We start from the raw sequence: 24,294 nt of genomic DNA, 5'->3' as shown, positions 1-24,294 counted from the left end.
AGGTCTTAAGAAAGCTCGTAAAGCATCACAATTTAGTAAACGTTAATTCGAAAGAATTACTATACTTATACAGAGCACCTTTCGGGGTGTTCTTTTTTTATACTTTCTTACTAAATTGGTGCAATTGACACAGTTGTTGCGACTTTATACTCTTCGAAAATCATTTCAAACCACGTCAGTTCTATCTACAACCTCAAAGCAGTGCTTTGAGCAACCTGCGGCTAGCTTCTTAGTTTGCCCTTTGATTTTCATTGAGTATAAAATTGCAGATAAAACGATAACAATCATAGGACTCAGCAGAGTCAATGTAGGTCGAAGAATAGCCCCCCTAATCGCTTATTTTATAGTAAAATGAAATAGAAACTGAACATTTTGTTGAGGAAGGCAAATCAATTCCTCACAATGTTCGAGAAAGAAGGGCGGACTATTCCAACTTCAACCCACTATAAAGCAGACTTACAAGATAGGGAACCCATCTCCGATAATATAATATATAGTAGAATGAAAACTGCACAATTTGATTGGGGAATTCAAACTAATTTCTCACAATGTTTGAGAAAAAGGGTCTATTATTTCAACTGCAACCTACTATAGCCCATTAAAGTTGGAATAACCCACTGAGACTTTTAAACCACTGCTGGAGAGGAGTTTGTGTCGATTTTCTTTCATTTCCCTGAAAAATCAAAAAGAGAGAACCAATCTGATCCTCTCTTACTTATAAATGGTGCTCACTCAAATGTTAAAGGAGCTATTTCTTAGAGATAAAGGAATTTGAATACAGCTACTGCCGCAATTGCTGCTGCAATAGGTGCTACTACTGGTACCCAAGAATACCACCATTTTGAATCGCCTTTATTCTCACCAAGAACTGATTTCGGAAGGAAAGCATGAAGGAGACGTGGCCCCAAGTCACGAGCTGGGTTCAAGGCAGGTCCTGTAGGTCCTCCAAGTGATGTTACCAAAGCCATAACGAGGAATCCAAGTGCCAAGTGAGCCACAGAAAGTCCTGAAGCAGTGTGTGGAGCCACCTGTGCTTTAATAGCCAAGTCAGAAAAATCAACTGTCTGTCCTGCTTGTGTTGCCATTTGTTTCATGTATTGAAGCACTTCAGCACCAAAGAAGTTTTTAGTCAAACCGAGAGCTGCAAAGAACAAAACAAATGAACCAACAAACTCATTAATCAAACCATTGACAGTTGCTGCATAGCGACTTTCTTTTGTACCATGGTCAATACTTGAAATAGTTGAGAAAGTTCCCAAGATGTTATTTGGGTTTTCAGTTTTCAAGTAGAATGGACGGTGTGTTGCCACAACTAAGGCTTGACCAAAGATAGCCCCCAAGACTTGCGCGATAATGTAAGGTACCACTTGTGCCCAAGGGAAAAGACCGCTAACTGCAAGTCCTAGAGTGAAAGCAGGGTTGATGTGGTTCCCAGATACGTTACCAAACATCAAGGCTGGGATCATAACCCCCATACCATAACCAACAGCGATGACGAGCCAGCCACTTTGGTGACCTTTCGTACCTTTAAGTTCAACGTTGGCAACTGCACCATTCCCAAGAATGATCAAAATGGCAGTTCCCAAAAATTCAGTGGCATATTTCAGTGCCCATGTGAAATCCATTTGCTAGATTCTCCTTAAAATTTTTTAGATATTCTTTATTCTATCAATTTTTACCCTATTTAGCAACTGATTTCTGGAAATATTTTTAAAAAAATAGGATTCAGAGTTTCCCAGTCTAATGAACTTGTAAGCGTTTTTAATCTTCTCGAAAGACCTCGTTCTCAAAACCAGGAAAAAGCCCACATCTGTGAGCTTTTCCTTGTTCCTAGATTCTAAAATCTATTATTTTTCATCTTCTTTTTTCTTGAAGAATCCTAATCCTAGACCAGCTAATAAGGTCATGATACCAGCGCTAGCCAAGGTAGCATTCGCTTCTGGACCTGTGTTTGGCAATTCCTCTCTTTTATTTGTCTCAGAAGTCGGAACTTCTGGGTCTGGACTCACTGGAATTTCAGTTTTTGGAGTACCTGGTTCTGGAGTTAGCTCTGGTATTGGAGTCTCTTGATTTGGTAGTTCTGGGTTTGGTGTCGGAACACTTGGATGCTCTGGATTTGGTTGTGGGTTTGGTTTGTCTGGAGTCGGTTCACCTGGAGCACCTGGTTCCTGAGGACTTGGAATTTCTGGAATTGGTTTTTCTGGTCTTGATAAACGGTCATACCTTACCAAAATAGTCGTACCTTTTGAATCTGCTGTTACTTCTGCATTCGATACTTTTGGTAAATCTGGTTTACCATAATTTTCAATTTCTGGCGATACGACTTCGTCCCAGTTGCCTGTTGTCCATTCACCTTCTGTCACGACTTTCGTCACTTTATTACGCTTGTTGGTTCTTGTTAATTCAACTGTTTGCGTAACTGGGCTAGCTACTTCTGTTGTTTCATCAGTCGCATCTACATACTTGATGGTACGGGTAACAGTTTTGCTTTCTTTAATATCTTCTGTAGCTTGCGGATATTTCACTACTTCGGTTGTATCTGTAGTTGTTGACGTTACAGTTGCTTCTGCTACAGTTGCCTTATCTGGGGCGTCATAGTTGGTTACAGTTGGAGAGTCTTGAGAACCCCATGTACCTGTTGACCAGTCTCCTGCTGTTACTTTACCTGTCACTTTATTACGCTTGTTGGTTCTTGTTAGTTCAACTGTTTGCGTAACTGGGCTACCTACTTCTGTTGTTTCATCAGTCGCATCTATATACTTGATGGTACGGGTAACAGTTTTGCTTTCTTTAACATCTTCTGTAGCTTGTGGGTATTTCACTACTTCGGTTGTATCTGTAGTTGTTGATGTTACAGCTGTTTCCGCTACAGTTGCCTTATCTGGAGCGTCATAGTTGGTTACAGTTAGAGAGTCTTGAGAACCCCATGTACCTGTTGACCAGTCTCCTGCTGTCACGACTTTCGTCACTTTATTACGCTTGTTGGTTCGCGTTAAGGTGACGCTTTGCGTAACTGGTGTTGCCACTTCTTTTGTTTCGTTGGCTTTATCGACATACTTGATGGTACGGGTAACAGTTCTGCTTTCTTTAACATCTTCTGTAGCTTGTGGGTATTTCACTACTTCGGTTGTATCTGTAGTTGTTGATGTTACAGCTGTTTCCGCTACAGTTGCCTTATCTGGGGCGTCATAGTTGGTTACAGTTGGAGAGTCTTGAGAACCCCATGTACCTGTTGTCCATTCACCTTCTGTCACGACTTTCGTCACTTTATTACGCTTGTTGGTTCTTGTTAATTCAACTGTTTGCGTAACTGGGCTAGCTACTTCTGTTGTTTCATCAGTCGCATCTACATACTTGATGGTACGGGTAACAGTTTTGGTTTCTTGAACATCTTCTATAGCTTGCGGATATTTCACAACGATTGTCTCATCTGTGCTTGCGGATGTGACGGTCGCAGAAGAAACCGTAGCTGTTTCGGCTGGACCATAGTTTTCTACTGATGGTGAAACTTTTTCGTCCCAGTTGCCTGTTGACCAAGTTCCTTCTGTCACGACTTTCGTCACTTTATTACGCTTGTTAGTTCTTGTTAATTCAACTGTTTGCGTAACTGGGCTAGCTACTTCGGTTGTTTCGTTGGCTTTATCGACATACTTGATGGTACGGGTAACAGTTTTAGTTTCTTTAACATCTTCTGTAGCTTGCGGATATTTCACAACGACTGTCTCATCTTTGCTTACTGATGTGACGGTCGCAGAAGAAACCGTAGCTGTTTCGGCTGGACCATAGTTTTCTACTGATGGTGAAACTTTTTCGTCCCAGTTTCCTGTTGTCCATTCACCGTAGGTTACAACTCCTGTTACCTTGTTCTCAGTTTTTGTACGGCTTAAGGTTACAGGTTGAACAACATCTTCTTTGACAGTTTGGTTCGTAACTTTATCAACGTAATGAATGGTACGCGTTATAGTCTTCGTCTCAGTAGTGGTGGCTGTTTTAGGAACCACTGTTTCCTCAACATTCTCACGGTAGTAGTAGTTAACGGTTGCACCGTCTTCTGGTACAGTTCCTGTGGCATTTTCAGGAGTTGCTACCAAGGTGTATGTTGTTTTCCTTGTGATAACTCGGTCTTCTTTGTCCTCAGTTGTTGTTTTTCCTTCAATAACTTTTGCTTCTGTAGTATACTCAGAACCTATCGCTAAATCAGCTTGTACAACAGACTCTGCCAACTTCTCTTGGGTACCTTCTTTATAGTAATTGGCTGTTACTGTAGCAGTAGTAGGCGCTTCACGTTCCTCATATACATAAGTTACCGTTCTTACCCCGCTTACGATATTTCCTTCAGTAGGGGCAGAATTTTCCCCCAAATCTCTTTTGACTCTATAATGTTTCCCATTAGTCGTTGAGATAGTGCTGAGTTTTTTATCTGTGACATTATAGCTAGTACCAATCAGTTGTTTTTTATTGGTAATGTAGGTTCCGTCACTTTCTTTTTCTCCAATTCCAGTATCATTTTTCAATGATAGCAAATGCCCTTGTTCATCAACATAGCGAACTTTCACATTTCCTGAGATTAGTTCTGCCAATTCTGAGGTTTTCTTCTTTTTCTTGATTTCTTCGGTTATTTTCTTTTTCTCTTCTTCGGGAATATTTAGTTTTGGAATGATTTTTTCAACAACGGTTCGTGATGGTTCCACAGTATCTTGGATGACTGAAAAGTCAGCGAGAATTGGAAGATTATACTGAACACGGTGACTTTGAGGATTTACCCCTACTCTGTCATTATTCTCTGAAAATACTTGTACGGTATAAGAAACAACATCTTTTGCTAATAAAACATCCCCAGTAGAGAAGTAGCCACCTTTTCCTAGATTGCTATCTCCAGGACCCACTGCGTCCTTAATCTTATCAGATAGTTGTTTATCAGTCAGTACATTCGTTCGCACAATTCCTTTGTCTACCCCTACAAAGTGTGAGAAATGTTTGAAGTCTTCAGAATCAGATCTAGCCCAACCTTTATTAAGGTTATTTGCTTTTGTATTTGTATTGTCTCTCTCAAAGGTTTGGGAATCAACACCATATGTATCTGCACTTGCAGTTGCTTCTATATCTGACCCTTGAATACCTGCTTCCTTACTACCATTTCTAGCGGCGAGATAGGTGTATTTTTCTGTTTCTACTTCTAGCTGATCATCCTTAACATGATAGGTAATTTTCTTAGCACCTGGTATAAGAGTCCTCAGTAGTTTATATACTCTGTCATCAGCTTTAGCTGGAGGAGTGCTTGAGTTTAGCCAAGTTGGGGTATTAGGAGTATCTTTATCAGCAACTTTCAATAAATTATTTAATTCGTTTGATAGCTTTGAAGTTGACTGAGATGTGCTTGTGAATGTTTTTCCCCACTCTGAATCTCTTTCTTTTGATTTTTCTATACTTAAGAAGTCTTCCGTAACATTTAATACAATATCGCCTTGTTTTTTAACTTCTTCCCTAGCTTCTGCTTCCAATTGATTGTACAGTTTGGTATCTTCTTCTGTATAATATCTTCTGGGTTTACGGTGTAATGGAGTAAATTTTATTTTCTCATTACGAATTTTATTAACACGAGATTTAAACTCATCTTTAAAAAATTTGGAAATTTGGAAATTCGCCAGTTCTACATTTAAACCTTTTTTGTACAAGTTTTCATTTTGAACGATTTCGGCTACACGGTGAATGGTTTCATCGTATACCGTCTTCTCTTGGCCAGCAGTATCCTTAGTTTTAATGACTACTCGATAGGTTCCTTTAGAACCATTAATATCTGAGATATATCCTGTCACAAATTCCACACGAACACGGCTTCCGAAGCCAGGAGAAAAGGCAGTAAACTGCTTCTCTATCCCATTATATCCAACTACACCTGGAGAATATTTATTATACTTATCTTTTTCTAAAAATGGGAGATTCTTAAATTCGGTGGAGTTCTTATTAGCACGTTCATTTTGAGCACGTGGATCATACTTCGAATTATCTGAAACCGTCTCGTCACGATTAGCTCGTGTACGTCCTTTAACAAGCATAAGCATGTATTTAAAACGACGGTCTAATGCTTGTTCGTGCACAAAGATGTTATCTAAGGCATCTGCCCCAAGCATACCACCTTGTTCAATCGTACCATCTTCTTTCTTATACCAACCTGTAAAGTAACCATCTGCATTTTTCTTACCAATAACGAATTTACCTGGTCTGCCATCTTTACCTGCAATCGCTGTCCATCCACCGAAAGAATCAAGTTCTCTTATTTCACCATCTTGTAATTTATCTCCTGTACCATCTTCACTGACTTTGCCGTTTTTAAATCTAAGAGCATCCCCAAGGGTGTTCATACTACGCAAGTAAGAACGTTCATTATTTTGGAAGTCGTCTGGCATATTTTTTACAATATCCCATAATTGTTCGAGAGTCAGATTTTCCTTAGGAGTATCAAATTTCAGATGGGCATTCTTATCATCCCCACCTGTCTCTCCATCTTTAGGCACAATGACCCCGGGCTGGTGTTCTTTTACTGTGTCACCCTTACGATTGGCATCCAGTAAATCTGAATCAGTATCTGCTGTGTCTGAACCTCCCTCATTTCCAGAAGTCGGCTCTGATTCAGTTCCTGTAGCTCCATTCGATGAATCACTTGACTCCCCATCAGCTAATTCTCTTTTACTACGAGTACGAGGTTTCGTACTTTCTGGAGTTACTAGCGGATTGTCAGCTACGGGAGCATTATAGGTGTTTGCTGCTGCATCAGTATGACTGAGGTCAGTCTTGTTTTCTGGCTCTCCAATTCCAGACTGTCCTGGATCTGTCGGGTTTGCTGTCCTCTCAGCTTCCCTCGCTGACTCCACGCCCTCAGCATGAGCAATCCCAGCTCCCATCAAAAGATAGAGCGCCCCAATGACAACACTAGCTGCACCGACACTCACTTTTCGAATACTGTATTTTAATTGTTTTTCTGGACTATTCATGACTACCTCCATATATATATATCAAAAGATATATATTATAACAGATCTTATATAATAATCCTCATTTTAAATTATACAACGAATAAGGTTTAATTTCAATTTTTTAGAGACTACAAATAGGATAAACTTGACTTGTCATTTCGGTTTGTAATTAACACACTTAAATCAAAATTATGAATAGTACAGTCTTCTTCGCTCATTGACTAAAAACTTATGCTACCGTTTTACTAAAATGCTAAAAAGTGCTATAATGTGAACGGTTAAAACAATTTACAAAAAGGAGAATTTTAATGTCTTACCAAGAAAATTACCAGAAATGGGTTGATTTTGCGGAGCTTCCTGACTATCTTCGTCAAGATTTGGAAAATATGGACGAAAAAACAAAGGAAGATGCCTTCTATACAAATCTTGAATTTGGTACTGCAGGTATGCGTGGCTTGATTGGTGCTGGTACAAACCGCATCAACATCTACGTTGTTCGTCAAGCTACTGAAGGATTGGCTCGTTTGATTGAGTCAAAAGGTGGAAACGAGAAAGAACGCGGTGTAGCAATCGCCTACGATAGCCGTCACTTCTCACCTGAGTTTGCCTTTGAATCTGCGGCAGTTCTTGCTAAACACGGCATCAAATCTTACGTATTTGAAAGCCTTCGTCCAACTCCAGAACTATCATTTGCAGTTCGTCACCTCAACTGTTTCGCAGGTATCATGGTCACAGCCAGCCACAACCCTGCTCCATTTAACGGTTACAAGGTTTACGGTGAAGACGGTGGACAAATGCCTCCACACGACGCGGACGCTTTGACTACTTATATCCGTGCAATCGAAAACCCATTTGCAGTTGAAGTTGCTGATGTGGAATCTGAAAAGGCTTCTGGCTTGATTGAAGTTATCGGCGAAGCTGTTGACGTAGAATACCTTAAAGAAGTTAAGGACGTAAACATCAACCCAGCCTTGATTGAAGAATTCGGTAAAGACATGAAAATTGTCTACACACCACTTCATGGTACTGGTGAAATGTTGGCTCGTCGTGCTCTTGCCCAAGCAGGATTTGACTCAGTTCAAGTCGTTGAAGTGCAAGCAACTGCTGATCCTGACTTCTCAACTGTAAAATCTCCAAACCCAGAAAGCCAAGCAGCCTTTGCCCTTGCTGAAGACCTTGGTCGTCAAGTTGGTGCAGATGTTCTTGTGGCAACTGACCCAGACGCTGACCGTGTTGGTGTTGAAGTTCTTCAAAAAGATGGTAGCTACCTCAACCTTTCAGGTAACCAAATCGGTGCTATCATGGCTAAATACATCTTGGAAGCTCATAAAAATGCTGGAACTCTTCCTGAAAATGCAGCCCTTTGCAAATCTATCGTATCAACTGACTTGGTAACGAAGATTGCTGAAAGCTATGGCGCAACTATGTTCAACGTCTTGACTGGTTTCAAATTCATCGCTGAAAAAATCCAAGAATTCGAAGAAAAACACAATCACACATACATGATGGGATTTGAAGAAAGCTTCGGTTACTTGATTAAACCATTTGTACGTGATAAAGACGCTATCCAAGCTGTTCTTGTCGTTGCTGAACTTGCTGCCTACTACCGTTCACGTGGTTTGACACTTGCTGACGGTATCGAAGAAATCTACAAAGAGTACGGCTACTACGCAGAAAAGACAATCTCTGTTACCCTTTCAGGTGTCGATGGTGCTGAACAAATCAAAGCGATTATGGCTAAATTCCGTAACAATGCTCCAAAAGAATGGAACACAACAGCTATCACTGTCGTAGAAGACTTCAAAGCTCAAACAGCTACTGCTGCTGACGGTACTGTTACAAACTTGACAACTCCTCCAAGCGATGTGTTGAAATACACACTTGCTGACGGTTCATGGATTGCCGTTCGCCCTTCAGGGACAGAACCAAAAATCAAGTTCTACATTGCAGTTGTAGGTGAAACCAACGAAGAATCACAAGCTAAAATTGCTAACATCGAAGCAGAAATCAATGCTTTTATAAAATAAAGACCTAAAAAGATGAGACCAAACAATCTCATCTTTTTTTCGTATCAAATCTAAGCAATTTTAGAAACTTTATGGCATACTAGACTTATCAATGAAAGCGAGGTAATCTCATGGAACAATTTTTAGATAACATTAAAGACCTTGAAGTCACTACAGTTGCGCGTGCGCAAGAAGCTCTTGATAAAAAAGAAACTGCCACTTTCTTTATCGGTCGTAAAACTTGCCCTTACTGCCGTAAATTTGCAGGTACTTTGGCAGGTGTCGTAGCTGAAACCAAAGCTCACATCTACTTCATCAATAGTGAAGAAGCAAGCCAACTCAATGAGTTGCAAGCATTCCGCTCACGCTACGGAATCCCAACTGTACCAGGATTTGTTCACGTTGCAGATGGACAAATCAACGTCCGTTGCGACTCTTCAATGTCAGCACAAGAAATCAAGGACTTTGCTGGATTGTAAAAAATCAGCTAACAAGTCTTAAAATTACAAAAACGCATAATGTAAGGTGCAAAAACCTTGATATTATGCGTTTTATTGTTTCTAAAACAGTTACATCAGCATTTCATTACAGCACATTTTAATTTTGGAAGTCAAATCAATTTTTAACAATGTTTTAGAAATCACAGTGGGCTATTCCATATTCAATTATCCAGATTCAATCGCTATTATCGTTTTCCTAGATTACAAAAAAACTACGTTTTGCTAATCAAAACGTAGTCTCAGCCACTATTTTATCTTACTGTCCTTCTTTTACTTCTTTGGTTGCTACATCTTCTCCAAACCATTTTTGGCTGATTTCTTGGAATTTACCGTCCTTGTAAAGACTAGAAAAAGCTTCATTTATCTTCTTAACCAGAGTTGTATCTTCCTTACGGGCTCCAACCGCAAAGGCTTCTGTTTCTAGTCCAACTGTAAAGACATTATAATCGTTTAAAACGCCTTCTGCTTCTAAATAATAATTTGCATAGACACGGTCAATCAATAGACCGTCAATTCGATCATTTTTCAAATCAATTAAGGCTTCATTAAAGGTTTGGTATTGATTAGCTTCCTTATTAGCGACAATATCCTTTAAAATCGCTGGGTTTGCTTCAAAGTCCGCATAACCAGATGAGCCAGCTTGAGCTCCTAATGTCTTTCCAGCCATATCCTTTGCAGTCGTGATACCAGATGATTTCTTGGTCACCAATACCTGCTCATTTTTCATATATGAGTTACTGAATGCCACCTTTTCACGGCGTTCATCTGTAGCGGAATAACCATTCCAAATCAGATCAATCGTTCCTTTTGTCAATTCAGCTTCTTTCAAATCCCAATCAATCGGTTGCCAGTTTACTGTGATTCCGTATTTTTCAAAAACAGCTGTAGCTAAATCAATATCAAATCCTGCATAAGAACCATCTTTCTGAGCAAATCCCATTGGAACAAAAGTGCTATCAAATCCAATAGTAATAGACTTGTTAGACTCGTACTTAGACCAATTATCTCCACTAGTTTCGCTAGTATTTTTCCCACAAGCTACTAAGAACAAAGCAGTCATCAGACTGACTAATACAAGCATCCATTTTTTCATCCATTTTTCCTCCTATTTAGGTTCTACTTTCAATAATACATCTGCGATATTTTCAGCAAACTGCAAATCATGGGTTACCACAATCTGGGTCATGCCAAGTTCCCTATTTTGCAAGATCAGTTTTTCCACTTCCAAGCGTAATTCTGGATCCAGGGCAGAAGTTGGTTCATCGTAGCCAATGATTTCTGGGTCAATCATCATAGCACGCGCCAAAGCCACCCGCTGCTTTTGCCCACCAGATAGCGAGAAAGGATAGGCATCTGCGTGTCCTCCTAATCCTAACTGTTCCAAGAGTCCACTCGCCTTCTTCTCAGCCTCCTCCTGCTTCATTCCCATGGTCTTCACAGGCGATAAGGTCAAATTGTCCAGAACTGATAAATGAGGGAACAGTTGAAAATCTTGGAAGACAAATCCCAGTAGATTGCGCTTCTGTAATTCATCCAGCTCTAAGGAATCTCCATTATAAAAGATTTGCCCTGAATCAATAGTTTCAAGACCTGCAAGCATACGTAAAAGAGTTGTCTTACCTCCACCAGAAGGTCCAACGATAGCCAGGATTTGCTTTTCAGGAATACTTAGACTGAAATTAGACAGGATTTGTTTATCTCCAAAGACTTTATTGATATTTCGTAATTCTAACATGGCAGCCTCCTATCTATAATAACTATACTTCTTCTCAACTTTTTTGGAAATAATTGTCACAATCCCAATCAAAATCAAGTAAATGGCTCCTGCCAAGAACATAGGAACCAGACTAGCATCACGGTTGGCAGCTGTTCGACTAGCCAAGATAAGATCAGAAATTCCTAGAGCATAGACCAGAGAGGTATCCTTGACCAAACTCATAACTTCGTTAAAGACACTAGGAAGAACAATCTTGGTCACTTGGGGCAAGATAATATAGCGCACTGTGTCAAAAGGGCTAAACTTCAAGACCTTGGCTGCCTCATACTGTCCTCTTGGAATAGTGTCAATTCCCCCACGGAAAATTTCTGCAAAGTAAGCCGCATAATTCAAAACAAAGGCAATAATAGCTGCAGGAAGGCGGTCTAAACGAATCCCAATACTTGGGAGCACATAATAAATAAAAATCAATTGCAAGAGCAAGGGGGTGCCACGCATAACCCAGATGTAAATGTTAATCAGATAATGGAGGGGCTTCCAATGGACTTGCAAGGCAAAGGCAATCAAAACGCCCAAAGGAATCGAAAATAGCAAGACCAGTGCAAAGACCTGTACAGTCGTGCTCGCACCATTCAGTAAACTCGGTAATATCTCAAATAAATAAGACATACTGCACCTCCTAAAAGTAATTGTTCCTATTATAGCATGAATAAACAAAATAACCAACCATTTTTGCAAAAAAATTCTATCATATACAAATAAAAACCGTAGCTATCAAAAGAGATAAACTACAGTTCTATATGTTTAAACATTCTTACAATCTCTCAAACAGTTCTTGCATTTGCACATCATCTGGAACCAGTTTTAAGTAAGCTTGTGCATTGACTTTTGCTTCCTCAAAGTAGCCCAATTCACGCAAGACATAGATATAGTGTTCCAAAAACTCTGGATTGTCCTTTAAATCTCCTGCCAACTCTTGGTAATGCTCATAGGCAGTATCCAAATCGTCCATTTCTTGATAGGAACGAGCAATCATCCACTTGGTCAAGAGATTTTCTGGCTCATCGCTCTGCAAGTCTAGAATATCCTCATAACGCTCCTGCTCCAGATAAATAGTGGCTAAACGAAGCAAGATTTCTTCTGTATCCTCAGCGTCTTCTTTAGCTGTTAGGAGATAATTTTCTGCCCCACTTGCATCATGCAATTCATAAGAGAATTGCGAAGCAGCTAGCAAGAGGCGAGTTTCAAAGGGATTTTTCTCTAAGCCTTGCTTAGCGATACGCAGGGCTTCTTGAACTTGATGTTCCTTATGTAAGGCCTGGCTATAACCATATTCATAGCCTTCAAAGTCAGGAGAAATGGTATCAAGCTGCTTAAAGTAAAGGGTGGCTTTTTGGTATTCTTCTTGATCAAAGTAAAGGCTGGCCAACTCAAAAGCTGTTAGGTCATCGTATTCTAACTCCAGGGCTTTTTCTAAAAACTCAGTAGCCGTTTCAAATTTCCCTAACTGGGCATAGGCAAAACCAATTCGTTGATAGGTGGAAATGCCCGTTTGCTCATAAATAGTACGATTATCTAACTGGGCATAGCCTTGAATGGCCTCTTGGTAATTTTCCAACTCACTATCCAACTCTGCCAAACCCAATATCAAGAGAGGATCCTCTGAGTAGGTCAAAGCCTCCAGCAATTTCTCACGCGCCACATCTGTCAAACCTTCCATCTGGTAAAGATCTGCCTTCAAAGCCAAAGCCGAAACATACCAGTCACTGTCAGCTTGGATTTCCTCAAGATAAGCAAAGGCTTCTTCGATTTGACCATCCTCGCTAGCAATTGCAGCTAGATTAAGATGAAGCTCTGGGAAATCCTCTACAATTTTCAGGTAAATCTCCTTTGCCTGAGGATAAAAACCAATTCCTTCAAGATAAGTTGCCAACTCATACAGAAGGTCACTTGGATCATTTTCTAAAGCTTTGACGAAATAGTGCTCAGCCTTGGCTAAATCTTGCTCCTCCAAAGCCTGTAACATCTGTTGACTATTGTTCACTTTTGACTTCCTCGCCCTCTAATTCATATAGACCACTGACTGCCTTATACCATTCGAAAATGGCTGAAATGACAACCTTAGCAGAGGCATAAACTGGAATACCAAGTAAAACTCCCCAGATACCAAACATAGATCCTGAAGTTAACAAAACAAAGAGAACATTAATGGGATGGATGTTTAATTGACTTCCCAAAATCAATGGAGAGACAAAACGGCCTTCAATAGTTTGTTCTACGATAAAGACAATCACTACTTTCAAAAGCATAACTGGACCAGCAATCAACCCCAATACTAGGGCAGGAAGCATGGCTAGAAAGCTACCAAGATAAGGAACCAGATTTAAAATACCAGCAGTAACCCCCAACGTAACTGCATAGCGTAGACCAATAATCTTGAAGAAAATCATAAACATTACTGCTACAATAATAGCCACTGTTACTTGCCCTCGAACATAGTTGGACAACTGTTGATTCACATCTGATAAAACTTGTCCAACAGGTTCCTTCAATTTTCTTGGCATAAATTGGGTCAAATAGTTACGCAAGCCTTTCCCATCACGCAAGAGATAAAAGAGCATGAAAGGAACGATAATCAAGGCAACAATCACTTGAGAAGCTCCGCTAATAAAGGCACTCACCCAGTTGACTGCCTGAGATGAAACTTTACTTGCCCAAACTGTAGCCTGACTAGAGAAGTTTGTCAAAACCTGCTCTAACTGAGGTCTGAAATCATCTGGCAGGTGCTGGGCTACCAATCCATTAACAATCCTATCTATATCTTCTAAGTAAACAGGAACGTTTCTTGCAAAGGTCAAAACCTGACGTTGCAGATTTGGAATAGCTACTGCCAAGCCCCAAATGATAAAGATAGCGATGATGACAAAGACAATAGTGATAGCTATGACACGATTCACCTTATGCTTCTCCATCCAATCAACAATAGGATTTAATAAATAATATAGTAAACCAGATAGAATAACTGGCAGCATCACAACTGCCAAAAAGTCTAAAACAGGTGAAAATAGAAAACTAATCTTACTTAAAATAAAAAGATTCAGTCCCAATAATAAGGTTACCAAAAATACCGTAATGGCCTTGTTATCCAAAAACCACTTGAAAAACCAAGACAGGCTAAAATGTTTCTCTTTTTGTTCCATAAATACTTCCTTTCTATCGTTCTCTCATTATACCATTTTTAAATCAAAATAACTCTTTTTTAAAGTGCTTACATCTAATTGGATGTCTTTAATTGGCTTGTTTTTGTGATATAATAGTCTTATCTTTATATAGAGGTAAAGTTATGAAAGAAACTGTTTATTTTGGAACTTACACACGTCGTACTTCCCAAGGGATTTACAAGGCTGACTTTGATACAGAAACTGGTCAGCTTTCAAATCTAGAACTTTTTACAGCTGAGCCAAGTCCAACCTACCTTGCCTTTGACCAGCACCAACACCTATACACTGTTGGTAGTCAAGACGATAAGGGAGGGATTGCAGCCTATCAAACTGACGGGGCTTTATTAAATCACGTCGTTGAAAAAGGAGCTCCCCACTGTTATGTTGCCGTTGATGAAAAGCGTAATTTGGTCTATGCAGCCAACTACCACAAGGGACAGGTCCTTGTTTATAAACGTCAGAAGGATGGGAGTCTTCTACTTAGTGATATGGATCAACACAGTGGCCAAGGTCCACATGAAAATCAAGCTTCCCCCCATGTTCACTATACAGATTTAACACCTGACCACTATCTAGTGACCTGCGACTTGGGTACTGACCAAGTTATCACTTATGACCTTGATCAAGAAGGGAAATTATCTAAACTCTATACCTACAATAGCCAGCCAGGAGCGGGCTCACGTCATATCGTTTTCCATAACCACTATAAAATCGCTTATCTGATTTGTGAACTCAATAGCACTATCGAGGTTCTAATCTACGATGGCGTTGGCGAATTTGAACGTATGCAAGTGATTTCAACTCTACCAGACGGTTATGAAGGCTTTAATGGAACCGCTGCTATTCGTCTCTCTACAGACGGTAAATACCTCTACGCTTCTAACCGTGGTCATGATTCTATCGCAGTATATACCATCCTTGCGGACGGTAGCTTAGAGTTATTAGAAATCGTTCCAACACATGGTCAGACTCCACGTGATTTTGATTTGACACCTGACCAAAAATTTCTCATTGCTGTCCACCAAGACTCTGACAATGCAACTGTCTTTAAACGTAATTGTGACAATGGTCGTCTAGCAGAACTCTCCAACGACTTCCATGTTCCCGAAGCAGTCTGCATCCGTTTTGCTCCTTAATACTCTTCAAAAATCTCTTCAAACCACGTCAGCGTCGCCTTACCGTAGGTATGGTTACTGACTTCGTCAGTTCTATCCACAACCTCAAAACTGTGTTTTGAGCTGACTTCGTCAGTTCTATCCACAACCTCAAAACTGTGTTTTGAGCTGACTTCGTCAGTTCTATCCACAACCTCAAAACTATGTTTTGAGCAACCTATGGCTAACTTCCTATGTTTGCTTTTTGATTTTTATTGAGTATAAAACACCATAAAAAAATGAACTTGGAATTTTCAAGTTCATTTTTTCTTATAGTCTATTTCCGACATTAATACGGTTAATGGCACGTTGCAGTGCAATCTTCGCACGACGTTCTTGGTCAATCAAGTGTTTGTCTTGTGCTTCTTCAATTGCACGTTCTGCACGAAGTTTGGCACGTTCTGCACGACTGATATCGATATCACGAGCACGTTCTGCAGAGTCAGCGACGATTGTGATCATATCATTGGCAATTTCAATAACACCGCCGTTTACTGCAATCCAGTTCACGTGATCTTCATCATCAATACGTTTTACCTTTACTTCATCAACTGCTAAAACCGCAATCATATTTTCATGTCGTGGCAAGATCCCCATCTCACCATCCAGAGTTCGAACCGATACATAGCTGGCATGGTGATCATAGACGAGACCATCTGGTGTCACGATCTGGACAGTTAACTGAGCCATAGATCACCTCTTAAAATCCTATTTTTTCAGCTTTTACAATCACATCTTCGATAGAACCTACACCACGGAAGGCATCTTCTGGCAAGTGGTCGTATTTACCATCAAGGATTTCCTTAAAGCCACGTACAGTTTCAGCAACTGGAACATATGAACCAGGCTGACCAGTAAATTGTTCCGCAACGTTGAAGTTTTGTGACAAGAAGAACTGGATACGACGGGCACGTGCAACCAAGGTCTTTTCTTCATCAGAAAGTTCATCCATACCAAGGATAGCAATGATATCTTGCAATTCATGGTAACGTTGAAGAACGCGTTTTACTTCAGCAGCAACTGCATAGTGCTCTTCTCCAACGATTTCAGGTGCTAAGGCACGTGAACTTGAAGCAAGTGGGTCAACGGCTGGGTAGATACCCAATTGTACCAACTTACGTTCCAAGTTGGTTGTTGAATCCAAGTGAGCAAAGGCTGTTGCTGGCGCTGGGTCAGTATAGTCATCCGCTGGCACATAGATAGCCTGGATAGAGGTTACAGAACCCTTCTTAGTTGATGTAATACGTTCTTGCAATTGACCCATTTCCGTAGCAAGTGTTGGTTGGTAACCAACGGCTGATGGCATACGACCCAAAAGGGCAGATACTTCTGAACCAGCCTGAGTGAAACGGAAGATATTATCGATAAAGAGAAGCACGTCTTGGCCTTCTACATCACGGAAGTATTCAGCGATTGTCAAACCAGTAAGGGCAACACGCATACGTGCTCCTGGTGGCTCATTCATCTGACCAAATACCATGGCTGTTTTCTCGATAACGCCTGATTCTTTCATTTCCCAGTAAAGGTCATTCCCTTCACGAGTACGTTCCCCAACACCGGTAAATACTGAAATACCACCGTGTTCTTGGGCAATGTTGTGAATCAATTCTTGGATTAAGACGGTTTTACCAACTCCGGCACCACCGAAAAGTCCAACCTTACCACCTTTAAGGTAAGGGGCAAGAAGGTCGATAACCTTAATCCCTGTTTCAAGGATTTCAGAAGAGGTAGACAATTCATCAAAAGTTGGAGCTTTTTTATGAATTGGCTGACGCTCTGCGTCTTCTGTAAAAGGAGCTTCCAAGTCAATGGTATCTCCCAAAACGTTGAAGACACGTCCCAAAGTTTCTTTACCTACTGGTACAGAGATTGGACGACCTGTGTCCAATACTTCCATTCCACGAGTCAACCCATCTGTTGATTCCATGGCGATAGTACGGACCATACCATCTCCCAACTCCAAGGCTACTTCAAGGACGATTTTTGTTTTTCTTTCGTCATTTTTGTAGACGACAAGTGCATTGTTAATCTCAGGAAGTTTTTCCCCTGCTGCAAACAAGACGTCTACAACGGGACCGATAACCTGAGCAATTTTACCTGAACTCATCTCCTTCTCCTATTCTATATAAGATACTGTCGGTTCCTAGCTCAACTAGATCCTAAGTTCATTTTCATACGAGCTGGACTAGAGCCTATTCTAAGGCACTAGCACCTGCTACGATTTCTGTAATTTCTTGTGTAATCGCCGCCTGTCTGGCACGGTTATACTGAATTGTCAAATCATTGATGACTTTCTTAGCATTATCAGTCGCTGTTTGCATGGCTGTCATACCAGCAGCATTCTCAGCTGTCTTGGCATCGATAATGGCACCGTAAATCATACTTTCTGCAAACTGAGGCAATAACTGCTCCAAAATTTCTTCTCGGCTGGTTTCCAATTCAAAAGTCAAGCTATACTCTTCATCCGCTTCATTTGGATCCAAGTCAACAATCGGAAGCATTTGTTCCACACGCATTTGACTGGTTAGCGTATTGACATGATGGTTATAGCAGACATAGAGTTCATCAAAAAGTTCATTTTGGTACATTTCAACAGTTTTTGAAATAATCTTACGAACTTGATCAAAGCTAGGTTGGTCTGCCAAGCCACGTAGTTCATAAAGTGGTTGAATACCACGAGCCTTAAAGAAATCAGCTCCCATTCCACCAATACAGATCATTTCAAAACCTGTACCGTCTGGGTGGTATTCTTCTTTCAACTCCATAACGGCTTTCAGAATAGAGGAATTATAACCTCCAACCAAACCGCGATCTGAAGTAATGACGATATAGCCTGTCTTCTTCACAGGACGGCTAATCAGCATGGGATTGGTTGAGCCACCAGCTCCATTACCATGAAGAATATCTGTCAAAAGTTTGCGAACTTTCTGAGCGTAAACTTGGAAGTTGCGAGCAGCTTCTTCAGAGCGACCTAGCTTAGCAGCTGATACCATTTGCATGGCATTAGTGATTTGACTCGTATTTTTTGTTGAGGCGATTTTTGTTTTAATATCATTTAGAGATACTGCCATCTGACACCTCTATTCTTATTGGAAGCTAGATTGATTGAGAAACTCTGTAATCGCAGCATCCAAGACTGCTTCTTCTGGCAAGTCTTTTGTATCACGAATGGTTTCCAAAATATCTGGATGTTGAGCGTCAAAGAAGGCATGGAACTCTTCCTCGAAACGAACAATATCATCTACTGGAACAGTATCCAAGAAACCATGTGTCAAAGCATAGAGAATGGTTACTTGTTTCTCAACAGGTAAGGGTTTGTGAACAGGTTGTTTCAAGACCTCAACGGTACGACGTCCACGGTTCAACTTAGCCTGTGTTGCTGCGTCCAAGTCAGAACCAAACTTAGTGAAAGCTTCCAACTCACGGTATGAAGCAAGGTCGATACGAAGTGTACCAGCAACCTTCTTCATGGCTTTGATTTGTGCAGAACCACCTACACGCGATACAGATGAACCCGCATCGATGGCTGGACGAATACCCGCATTGAAGAGACCATCACCAAGGAAGATTTGTCCATCAGTGATAGAAATCACGTTGGTTGCGATATAGGCAGAGATATCTCCTGCTTGTGTCTCGATAAATGGTAGAGCTGTAATTGATCCACCACCAAGTTCATCAGAAACTTTAGCTGAGCGCTCAAGCAAACGGCTGTGAAGGTAGAAGACATCTCCTGGGAAAGCTTCACGACCTGGAGGACGACGAAGCAAGAGTGACAGTTCACGATAAGCTACCGCTTGTTTTGATAGATCATCGTATACAATCAAAACATGCTTCCCTTGGTACATAAATTCTTCCGCCATGGCAACCCCAGTATAAGGAGCTAGGAAGAGCAATGGAGATGGTTGTGAAGCAGAGGCTGTCACAACGATTGTGTAGTCCAAGGCACCGTACTGACGAAGTGTTTCTACTTGCGTACGAACTGTTGATTCTTTTTGTCCAATTGCGACATAGATACAGATCATATCTTGATCTTTTTGGTTCAAGATTGTATCAATCGCAATGGTTGTTTTCCCTGTCTGACGGTCACCGATAATCAACTCACGTTGACCACGACCAATCGGTACAAGGGCGTCAATAGCTTTCAAACCAGTTTGCAATGGTTCTGAGACTGACTTACGTTGCATGACACCAGGAGCTGGCGCTTCTACTGGACGAGTTTTATCAGTGTGGATTTCTCCCAGACCGTCAACCGGACGACCAAGCGGATCCACAACACGACCAATCAGACTTTCACCTACTGGGACTTCCATGATTTTACCTGTACGGCGGATTGTATCGCCTTCACGAATATCTGTAAAGTCACCTAGGATGATAATACCAACGTCTGTTGACTCCAAGTTTTGAGCCATACCATAAGAGCCGTTTTCAAAGATCAACAACTCTCCACTCATGGCATTGTCAAGGCCATGAGCACGCGCGATACCGTCCCCGATATAGGTTACAACACCTGTTTCAGTCACATCAAAATTGGGTTTGAAATTTTCAATTTGTTGCTTAATTAAAGCGCTGATTTCTTGTGCGTTAATTGCCAAAAGAACACCACTTTCTATTTCAAATTTTCTTTAACAACTTTAAGTTGTTGTTTAATACTCACATCAATTGTCTTGTGATTGGCAAAAATAACAAAACCACCAATGAGACTTTCATCGATTTGTTCTTTTACACTCCTTACTTTCAGAGACATTTTCTTCTCAATCAAAGGGAGCAAACGACTCTTTTGTTCATCAGTTAGAGGATGAGCAGCAGTAATCGTCACTTCAAATCGATTTGTTTCTTTTTCAAGTCGGTCCAAGCAATCTACAAGCACATCATAAAAAAGATTTGCTCTGTGATTGTAGACCAGAACCTGGATAAAGTTTTGTAATAAAGGTGACACAGAGTCTTGGAAAAAAGCAATCGTTTTTTTCTTGTCAGACTCATCTACTGTCACTTTTTTTAAAAAAGAAGGTAAACCTGTTTCTTCAGCAACTTGCTTGATTTGAGTCAAGTCTGAAAAGATACGGGCTTCTTCTCCTTTTTCAAGTACCAATTGGACAAAAGGCATGCTGTATTTTTCAATTACCTTTACTGTTTTCTTGTCCATTAAGCTTCTCCTAGCTGATCGATATACTGATCAATGAGTTCTTTATGGGCATGACCGTCAAGGTTTTGTGAGATGATTTTACCAGCTAGGCTGATGGTCAAATCTGCTACCTCACCCTTAACGCTTTGTAAAGCTTCAGCTTTGTTTTGAGCAATTTCTTGGTTTGCTTTTTCTTTTAAGCGTCCTGCTTCTAGTTTAGCATCTGCTAAGATATTAGCCTTACTTTGCTCAGCTGTTTCCTTTGCATTTTCAATGATTGTCTTAGCTTCTTTACGGCTACCAGCCAATTCATCTTCGCGTTTTTGAGCCAATACTTCTGCTTTTTGACGGGCTTCTTCAGCTCTGTCAATATCTGAAGCAATTTTTTCAGCTCTTTCTTCGAAAATGCCTGTAATATTAGACCATGCAAATTTTTTAATCAAGACTAGCAAAAGAATAAAAGAGCCAGTGATTAAAATAAAATTACCAATCAATTCACCTACTGTTACGTGCATCAGTTACTCCTTTCTATTCCTCTTCAATATTAATCTTATTCCCTAAATACACAGATGTCAAAAGAGTAAAGACATAAGCTTGGATGCAGGAAATAAAGACAGAAAATGCAGTCCAAGCCAAATTAGCTCCAAAGGCTACTGGATACCAATAAATAGCTTGGTGGGAAAGAAGAAGTAACAAACTCGTCATGACCTCTCCTGCAAAGATATTCCCAAAAATCCGCAAAGCCAAAGATAAGAAGTTTGTAAATTCTTCCAAGATATTCATCGGTATGACAAAAACAGGACTCATAAAAGATTTTATACTTTTTTTAAATCCACGACGACGAACGCTTTCTATATGTGTCAACAAAATGACAAGAAAAGATAAGGTTAAGTCATACTGTAAATTAGCGGTTGGCGAACTCCACCAGTTAGTCCCATCGATCGTTTGAAGCTTTGTCATTAAGCCAAGGTTATTGGCAATCACCATGAAAAGAAATAAACAAAGGAAAAAGAGTGAGTAATCTTTCATGTAGCGCGAACCAATGTTAGGTTCTGTAAATCCAATAACAAAGTCATAGACATACTCAAGTACATTTTGCTTTCCTTTGGGTTTCAAGGTCATATTGCGGCTTGCCCAATAAATAAAGACAAAAATAACTCCCACAATCAACAAGGTCATGGCTAACATAGTCAGATTGAAGATAACAGGACCAATAGAGATGATTGGATTAATACTTTCTTCCATCTAAAATCCTCCCTTTTCTTCTCGTTCCATGTATTTATTTGATAATAAATGAGAAGACAAGAGTTACAAAGAAAGTTCCTTCAATAAAGGCAACACCTAAAAACATCAAACTACGAAACTCAGAAAGCATATCTGGTTGGCGTGCTACTGATTTAAACAGTCCATTCATCAATAAACCTTCACCGACAGATACGCCCATACAGGCAATACATAAGCCTAAAAATGTTAAATTCATAACGAATTCTCCTTTAAAATAAAATTTACTTACTTAGTGTAGTCCTAAAATTTAAATTTGTCAACTTTTAACCGCTATTGGAAGCGTTTAATAAAAATTATTTCCATTTTCTTTCGGATTTCACTCTATTCTGAAAAACTCGAGAGGGGAATCTCGGATTAATGTCAATTTAAAAAGATAGAGAGTTTTTAGTTTAAATAAATTGTTTTAAGATATCAACCACATCACTTCTTTTCTTAACCCGATAAGCCTTGATTCCCAATTTCTCAGCTGCCATTGCATTGTACCCAATATTGCCCAGAAAGACACAATTTCTAGGTTATAACTGGTATTTATCGATAGTTACTCATATACATCAGTCCACCTCCATACTTATGTGCGAGCCTCTCTTTGTATTATACCTCCATACTCACCTTACAGATTCTTTTGCTAATAATATCTTTGCCCAATGTAGGGATAGTCTTGTAACCTAAAGACTTCCTTGTAGCCATACCTTTTATAAAAATCAAGAGCTTGAAACTGGTAGGTATTGACAAAGGCAAAACGACAGTTTCGATTCTTAGCTTCAGTTTCTGCTTGCTGCAATAGTTTTGAACCGATTCCTTGCCCTCTCAGTTCCTCTTTTACAAATAAATACTCGATTTCTAGCCAATTTCTAAAAGTCTCTACTATCAAACCTGCCAGGAGATTGCCCTTTTCATCTTCGACATAAAGATTAAGTGGCTCACTTTCAGCTTCCTCTCTTTTTGAACGGTTATAAACACGAATCAGATTCCCTATTTCTTGCGATTTATGTGAATCCTTATTTTTCAATCTAAAGTATAGTGAAATAAAATAAAACATGCGCAAATCGATTAAGGAATTTAATCTAATTTCTAACAATGTCTTAGAAACCAAAGTATACTATTTTAACTTCAATGCACTATACATCTAATACTCAATGAAAATCAAAGAGCAAAATAGGAAACTAGCCACAGGTTGCTCAAAGCATGGTTTTGAGGTTGTAGATAGAACTGACGAAGTCAGCTCATACTAAACTAAAATTAAAAAGCATTATATAGTAGTAATATGAAATCAACTAAAGAAGAAATCCAAGCTATCAAAACACTTTTAAGAGACTCTCGTACAGCTAAATATCATAAACGCCTTCAAATCGTTCTATTTCGTCTGATGGGTAAATCTTATAAAGAGATTATAGAGTTTTTAGACTGTAATCAAACAACGATTTGGCCAACTGTAAAAAAATATGAGGAGTTCGGACGCGATTCTCTCCTTCAAGAAATACGTGGTGGTCGTAACCATGCACATATGACAATTGAGGAAGAGAAAGCCTTTCTTGCCCGTCATTTGAAGGCTGCAGAGGCAGGAGAATTTGTTACAATTGATGCCTTATTTCAGGCTTATAAAAAGGAGTTAGGTTCTTCCTACACACGTGATACCTTCTATCAACTCTTGAAGCACCATGGTTGGCGAAATATTAGGCCACGTCCAGCACATCCCAAGAAAGTAGACTCTCAAACCATTGTCGCGTCTAAAAATAAAATCTCAATTCAAGAAGCTCAGAAAGCGCTTTAAAACCAGTAGGCATTTTCGTAAGGTTCGCTTGATGTACCAAGATGAGGCTGGTTTCGGTAGAATCAGTAAACTGGGATCTTGTTGGGCTCCAATAGGAGTAGGTCCACATGTCCATAGTCACTATATACGAGAATTTTGCTATTGTTATGGAGCTGTTGATGCCCATACAGGCGAATCATTTTTCTTAATCGCTGGTGGATGTCATACTGAGTGGATGAACGCCTTTTTAGAAGAGCTTTCACAAGCTTATCCAGATGATTATCTTTTACTCGTTATGGACAATGCCATATGGCATAAATCAAGTACCTTAAAGATTCCGACTAATATTGGCTTTACCTTTATTCCTCCATACACACCAGAGATGAACCCCATTGAACAAGTGTGGAAAGAGATTCGTAAACGTGGATTTAAGAATAAAGCCTTTCGAACTTTGGAAGATGTCATGAATCAACTTCAAGATGTTATACAAGGACTGGAGAAGGAGGTGATAACGTCCATCGTTAATCGGAGATGGACTAGAATGCTTTTTGAAAGTAGATGAGTAT

General features: G+C 40.0%; 22 protein-coding genes and 4 pseudogenes. 4 read left to right on the top strand and 22 right to left on the bottom strand.

What is annotated here, in order from left to right; genetic code table 11:
- Nucleotides 1–165 precede the first annotated feature (165 nt).
- The 7 genes and pseudogenes from HT687_RS12140 to HT687_RS12135 all read right to left on the bottom strand — a co-directional run.
- On the bottom strand, nt 166–288 hold the full coding sequence (locus tag HT687_RS12140) for a hypothetical protein (RefSeq protein WP_275690316.1): 123 nt from the start codon (nt 286–288) through the stop codon (nt 166–168).
- Nucleotides 289–755: 467 nt separating this feature from the next.
- Nucleotides 756–1,625: an aquaglyceroporin Gla gene (gene gla / locus HT687_RS00140; protein ID WP_023933475.1), complete on the bottom strand. Its 870-nt coding sequence runs from the start codon at nt 1,623–1,625 to the stop codon at nt 756–758.
- Between the two features lie 222 nt (nt 1,626–1,847).
- Nucleotides 1,848–2,498 carry an LPXTG cell wall anchor domain-containing protein gene (locus HT687_RS12265; protein ID WP_031233605.1) on the bottom strand — a complete coding sequence of 217 codons (651 nt, stop codon included), beginning with the start codon at nt 2,496–2,498 and terminating at the stop codon, nt 1,848–1,850.
- Nucleotides 2,499–2,600: 102 nt separating this feature from the next.
- Nucleotides 2,601–3,662, bottom strand: a pseudogene (locus HT687_RS11650) (hypothetical protein); the annotation flags it as partial.
- A gap of 30 nt (nt 3,663–3,692) precedes the next feature.
- A pseudogene (locus tag HT687_RS00115) lies at nt 3,693–4,001 on the bottom strand (cell surface protein); the annotation flags it as partial.
- Nucleotides 3,959–5,080, bottom strand: a pseudogene (locus HT687_RS11645) (MucBP domain-containing protein). The pseudogenes HT687_RS11645 and HT687_RS00115, both read right to left, overlap by 43 nt.
- 1,807 nt (nt 5,081–6,887) lie before the next feature.
- Nucleotides 6,888–6,992: pseudogene (locus tag HT687_RS12135) on the bottom strand (YSIRK-type signal peptide-containing protein); the annotation flags it as partial.
- A gap of 290 nt (nt 6,993–7,282) precedes the next feature.
- Here HT687_RS12135 and HT687_RS00095 point away from each other — a divergent pair.
- A complete protein-coding gene (locus HT687_RS00095) occupies nt 7,283–9,001 on the top strand; it encodes a phospho-sugar mutase (RefSeq protein ID WP_172924027.1) in 1,719 nt (572 codons plus the stop codon).
- Between the two features lie 110 nt (nt 9,002–9,111).
- Entirely contained in the window at nt 9,112–9,459 is a 348-nt protein-coding gene (locus HT687_RS00090; protein WP_050090142.1) for a thiol reductase thioredoxin, read from the top strand.
- A 277-nt stretch (nt 9,460–9,736) separates the two neighbouring features.
- On the opposite strand, the gene HT687_RS00085 is transcribed toward HT687_RS00090, so the two are convergent.
- The 5 genes from HT687_RS00085 to HT687_RS00065 form a co-directional block, all read right to left on the bottom strand.
- Nucleotides 9,737–10,573, bottom strand: a complete 837-nt coding sequence (locus tag HT687_RS00085; RefSeq protein ID WP_166732075.1) for an amino acid ABC transporter substrate-binding protein — start codon at nt 10,571–10,573, stop codon at nt 9,737–9,739.
- Nucleotides 10,574–10,585: 12 nt separating this feature from the next.
- Nucleotides 10,586–11,215, bottom strand: a complete 630-nt coding sequence (locus HT687_RS00080) for an amino acid ABC transporter ATP-binding protein (protein ID WP_000891768.1) — start codon at nt 11,213–11,215, stop codon at nt 10,586–10,588.
- A gap of 9 nt (nt 11,216–11,224) precedes the next feature.
- Nucleotides 11,225–11,866, bottom strand: a complete 642-nt coding sequence (locus tag HT687_RS00075; protein ID WP_000120831.1) for an amino acid ABC transporter permease — start codon at nt 11,864–11,866, stop codon at nt 11,225–11,227.
- 145 nt (nt 11,867–12,011) lie between these two features.
- The gene (locus HT687_RS00070; protein WP_001065939.1) at nt 12,012–13,241 is read right to left on the bottom strand and encodes a tetratricopeptide repeat protein; all 1,230 of its coding nucleotides are present in this window, start codon (nt 13,239–13,241) and stop codon (nt 12,012–12,014) included.
- Nucleotides 13,231–14,397: an AI-2E family transporter gene (locus HT687_RS00065; protein ID WP_000435449.1), complete on the bottom strand. Its 1,167-nt coding sequence runs from the start codon at nt 14,395–14,397 to the stop codon at nt 13,231–13,233. Before HT687_RS00065 ends, HT687_RS00070 begins: the two co-directional genes overlap by 11 nt.
- 143 nt (nt 14,398–14,540) lie before the next feature.
- Here HT687_RS00065 and HT687_RS00060 point away from each other — a divergent pair, with 143 nt between their 5' ends.
- Nucleotides 14,541–15,554 (top strand): lactonase family protein, encoded by a 1,014-nt coding sequence (locus HT687_RS00060; protein ID WP_000665636.1) that lies wholly within the window; start codon nt 14,541–14,543, stop codon nt 15,552–15,554.
- Here HT687_RS00060 and HT687_RS00055 read toward each other — a convergent pair.
- The 10 genes from HT687_RS00055 to HT687_RS00010 all read right to left on the bottom strand — a co-directional run bounded on the left by HT687_RS00055 (nt 15,551) and on the right by HT687_RS00010 (nt 23,017).
- A complete protein-coding gene (locus HT687_RS00055; protein WP_007285142.1) occupies nt 15,551–15,724 on the bottom strand; it encodes a hypothetical protein in 174 nt (57 codons plus the stop codon). The genes HT687_RS00060 and HT687_RS00055 overlap by 4 nt on opposite strands.
- A gap of 118 nt (nt 15,725–15,842) precedes the next feature.
- Complete coding sequence (locus tag HT687_RS00050) at nt 15,843–16,262, bottom strand: F0F1 ATP synthase subunit epsilon (protein WP_000068041.1); 420 nt, start codon at nt 16,260–16,262, stop codon at nt 15,843–15,845.
- A 10-nt stretch (nt 16,263–16,272) separates the two neighbouring features.
- Nucleotides 16,273–17,679, bottom strand: a complete 1,407-nt coding sequence (atpD, locus tag HT687_RS00045) for a F0F1 ATP synthase subunit beta (protein ID WP_000094361.1) — start codon at nt 17,677–17,679, stop codon at nt 16,273–16,275.
- Nucleotides 17,680–17,764: 85 nt separating this feature from the next.
- The gene (locus HT687_RS00040; RefSeq protein WP_000301223.1) at nt 17,765–18,643 is read right to left on the bottom strand and encodes a F0F1 ATP synthase subunit gamma; all 879 of its coding nucleotides are present in this window, start codon (nt 18,641–18,643) and stop codon (nt 17,765–17,767) included.
- Nucleotides 18,644–18,658: 15 nt separating this feature from the next.
- Nucleotides 18,659–20,164: a F0F1 ATP synthase subunit alpha gene (atpA, locus tag HT687_RS00035; protein ID WP_023941010.1), complete on the bottom strand. Its 1,506-nt coding sequence runs from the start codon at nt 20,162–20,164 to the stop codon at nt 18,659–18,661.
- Between the two features lie 14 nt (nt 20,165–20,178).
- On the bottom strand, nt 20,179–20,715 hold the full coding sequence (locus HT687_RS00030) for a F0F1 ATP synthase subunit delta (protein ID WP_023941011.1): 537 nt from the start codon (nt 20,713–20,715) through the stop codon (nt 20,179–20,181).
- Nucleotides 20,715–21,209: a F0F1 ATP synthase subunit B gene (gene atpF / locus HT687_RS00025; RefSeq protein ID WP_023941012.1), complete on the bottom strand. Its 495-nt coding sequence runs from the start codon at nt 21,207–21,209 to the stop codon at nt 20,715–20,717. Before atpF ends, HT687_RS00030 begins: the two co-directional genes overlap by 1 nt.
- A 13-nt stretch (nt 21,210–21,222) precedes the next feature.
- Nucleotides 21,223–21,939, bottom strand: coding sequence for a F0F1 ATP synthase subunit A (gene atpB / locus HT687_RS00020; protein WP_000392851.1), 717 nt, complete (start codon nt 21,937–21,939; stop codon nt 21,223–21,225).
- Nucleotides 21,940–21,973: 34 nt separating this feature from the next.
- Nucleotides 21,974–22,174 (bottom strand): F0F1 ATP synthase subunit C, encoded by a 201-nt coding sequence (locus HT687_RS00015; protein WP_001054562.1) that lies wholly within the window; start codon nt 22,172–22,174, stop codon nt 21,974–21,976.
- A 429-nt stretch (nt 22,175–22,603) separates the two neighbouring features.
- The gene (locus HT687_RS00010; protein WP_166731177.1) at nt 22,604–23,017 is read right to left on the bottom strand and encodes a GNAT family N-acetyltransferase; all 414 of its coding nucleotides are present in this window, start codon (nt 23,015–23,017) and stop codon (nt 22,604–22,606) included.
- A 225-nt stretch (nt 23,018–23,242) separates the two neighbouring features.
- Here HT687_RS00010 and HT687_RS00005 point away from each other — a divergent pair.
- A protein-coding gene (locus HT687_RS00005) for an IS630 family transposase (RefSeq protein ID WP_172922684.1) occupies nt 23,243–24,290 on the top strand; the annotation gives its coding sequence in 2 pieces (ribosomal slippage) (nt 23,243–23,736 and nt 23,735–24,290; 1,050 coding nt in all).
- Nucleotides 24,291–24,294 lie beyond the last annotated feature (4 nt).

It is taken from the genome of Streptococcus sp. 1449 (assembly GCF_013276805.1).
GTDB classification, from domain to species: Bacteria; Bacillota; Bacilli; order Lactobacillales; family Streptococcaceae; genus Streptococcus; species Streptococcus pseudopneumoniae.
The sequence above is the reverse complement of the archived record's forward strand: the minus strand, read 5'-3'. Positions and strand labels throughout refer to the sequence as shown.

Bases quoted from the DNA above. Each gene is read 5' to 3' on its own strand.
- HT687_RS12140 (WP_275690316.1), bottom strand. From the start codon at position 288: ATGATTGTTATCGTTTTATCTGCAATTTTATACTCAATGAAAATCAAA.
- gla (WP_023933475.1), bottom strand. From the start codon at position 1,625: ATGGATTTCACATGGGCACTGAAATATGCCACTGAATTTTTGGGAACT.
- HT687_RS00095 (WP_172924027.1), top strand. From the start codon at position 7,283: ATGTCTTACCAAGAAAATTACCAGAAATGGGTTGATTTTGCGGAGCTT.
- HT687_RS00090 (WP_050090142.1), top strand. From the start codon at position 9,112: ATGGAACAATTTTTAGATAACATTAAAGACCTTGAAGTCACTACAGTT.
- HT687_RS00085 (WP_166732075.1), bottom strand. From the start codon at position 10,573: ATGAAAAAATGGATGCTTGTATTAGTCAGTCTGATGACTGCTTTGTTC.
- HT687_RS00080 (WP_000891768.1), bottom strand. From the start codon at position 11,215: ATGTTAGAATTACGAAATATCAATAAAGTCTTTGGAGATAAACAAATC.
- HT687_RS00075 (WP_000120831.1), bottom strand. From the start codon at position 11,866: ATGTCTTATTTATTTGAGATATTACCGAGTTTACTGAATGGTGCGAGC.
- HT687_RS00065 (WP_000435449.1), bottom strand. From the start codon at position 14,397: ATGGAACAAAAAGAGAAACATTTTAGCCTGTCTTGGTTTTTCAAGTGG.
- HT687_RS00060 (WP_000665636.1), top strand. From the start codon at position 14,541: ATGAAAGAAACTGTTTATTTTGGAACTTACACACGTCGTACTTCCCAA.
- HT687_RS00050 (WP_000068041.1), bottom strand. From the start codon at position 16,262: ATGGCTCAGTTAACTGTCCAGATCGTGACACCAGATGGTCTCGTCTAT.
- atpD (WP_000094361.1), bottom strand. From the start codon at position 17,679: ATGAGTTCAGGTAAAATTGCTCAGGTTATCGGTCCCGTTGTAGACGTC.
- HT687_RS00040 (WP_000301223.1), bottom strand. From the start codon at position 18,643: ATGGCAGTATCTCTAAATGATATTAAAACAAAAATCGCCTCAACAAAA.
- HT687_RS00030 (WP_023941011.1), bottom strand. From the start codon at position 20,715: ATGGACAAGAAAACAGTAAAGGTAATTGAAAAATACAGCATGCCTTTT.
- atpF (WP_023941012.1), bottom strand. From the start codon at position 21,209: ATGCACGTAACAGTAGGTGAATTGATTGGTAATTTTATTTTAATCACT.
- atpB (WP_000392851.1), bottom strand. From the start codon at position 21,939: ATGGAAGAAAGTATTAATCCAATCATCTCTATTGGTCCTGTTATCTTC.
- HT687_RS00015 (WP_001054562.1), bottom strand. From the start codon at position 22,174: ATGAATTTAACATTTTTAGGCTTATGTATTGCCTGTATGGGCGTATCT.
- HT687_RS00010 (WP_166731177.1), bottom strand. From the start codon at position 23,017: ATGTTTTATTTTATTTCACTATACTTTAGATTGAAAAATAAGGATTCA.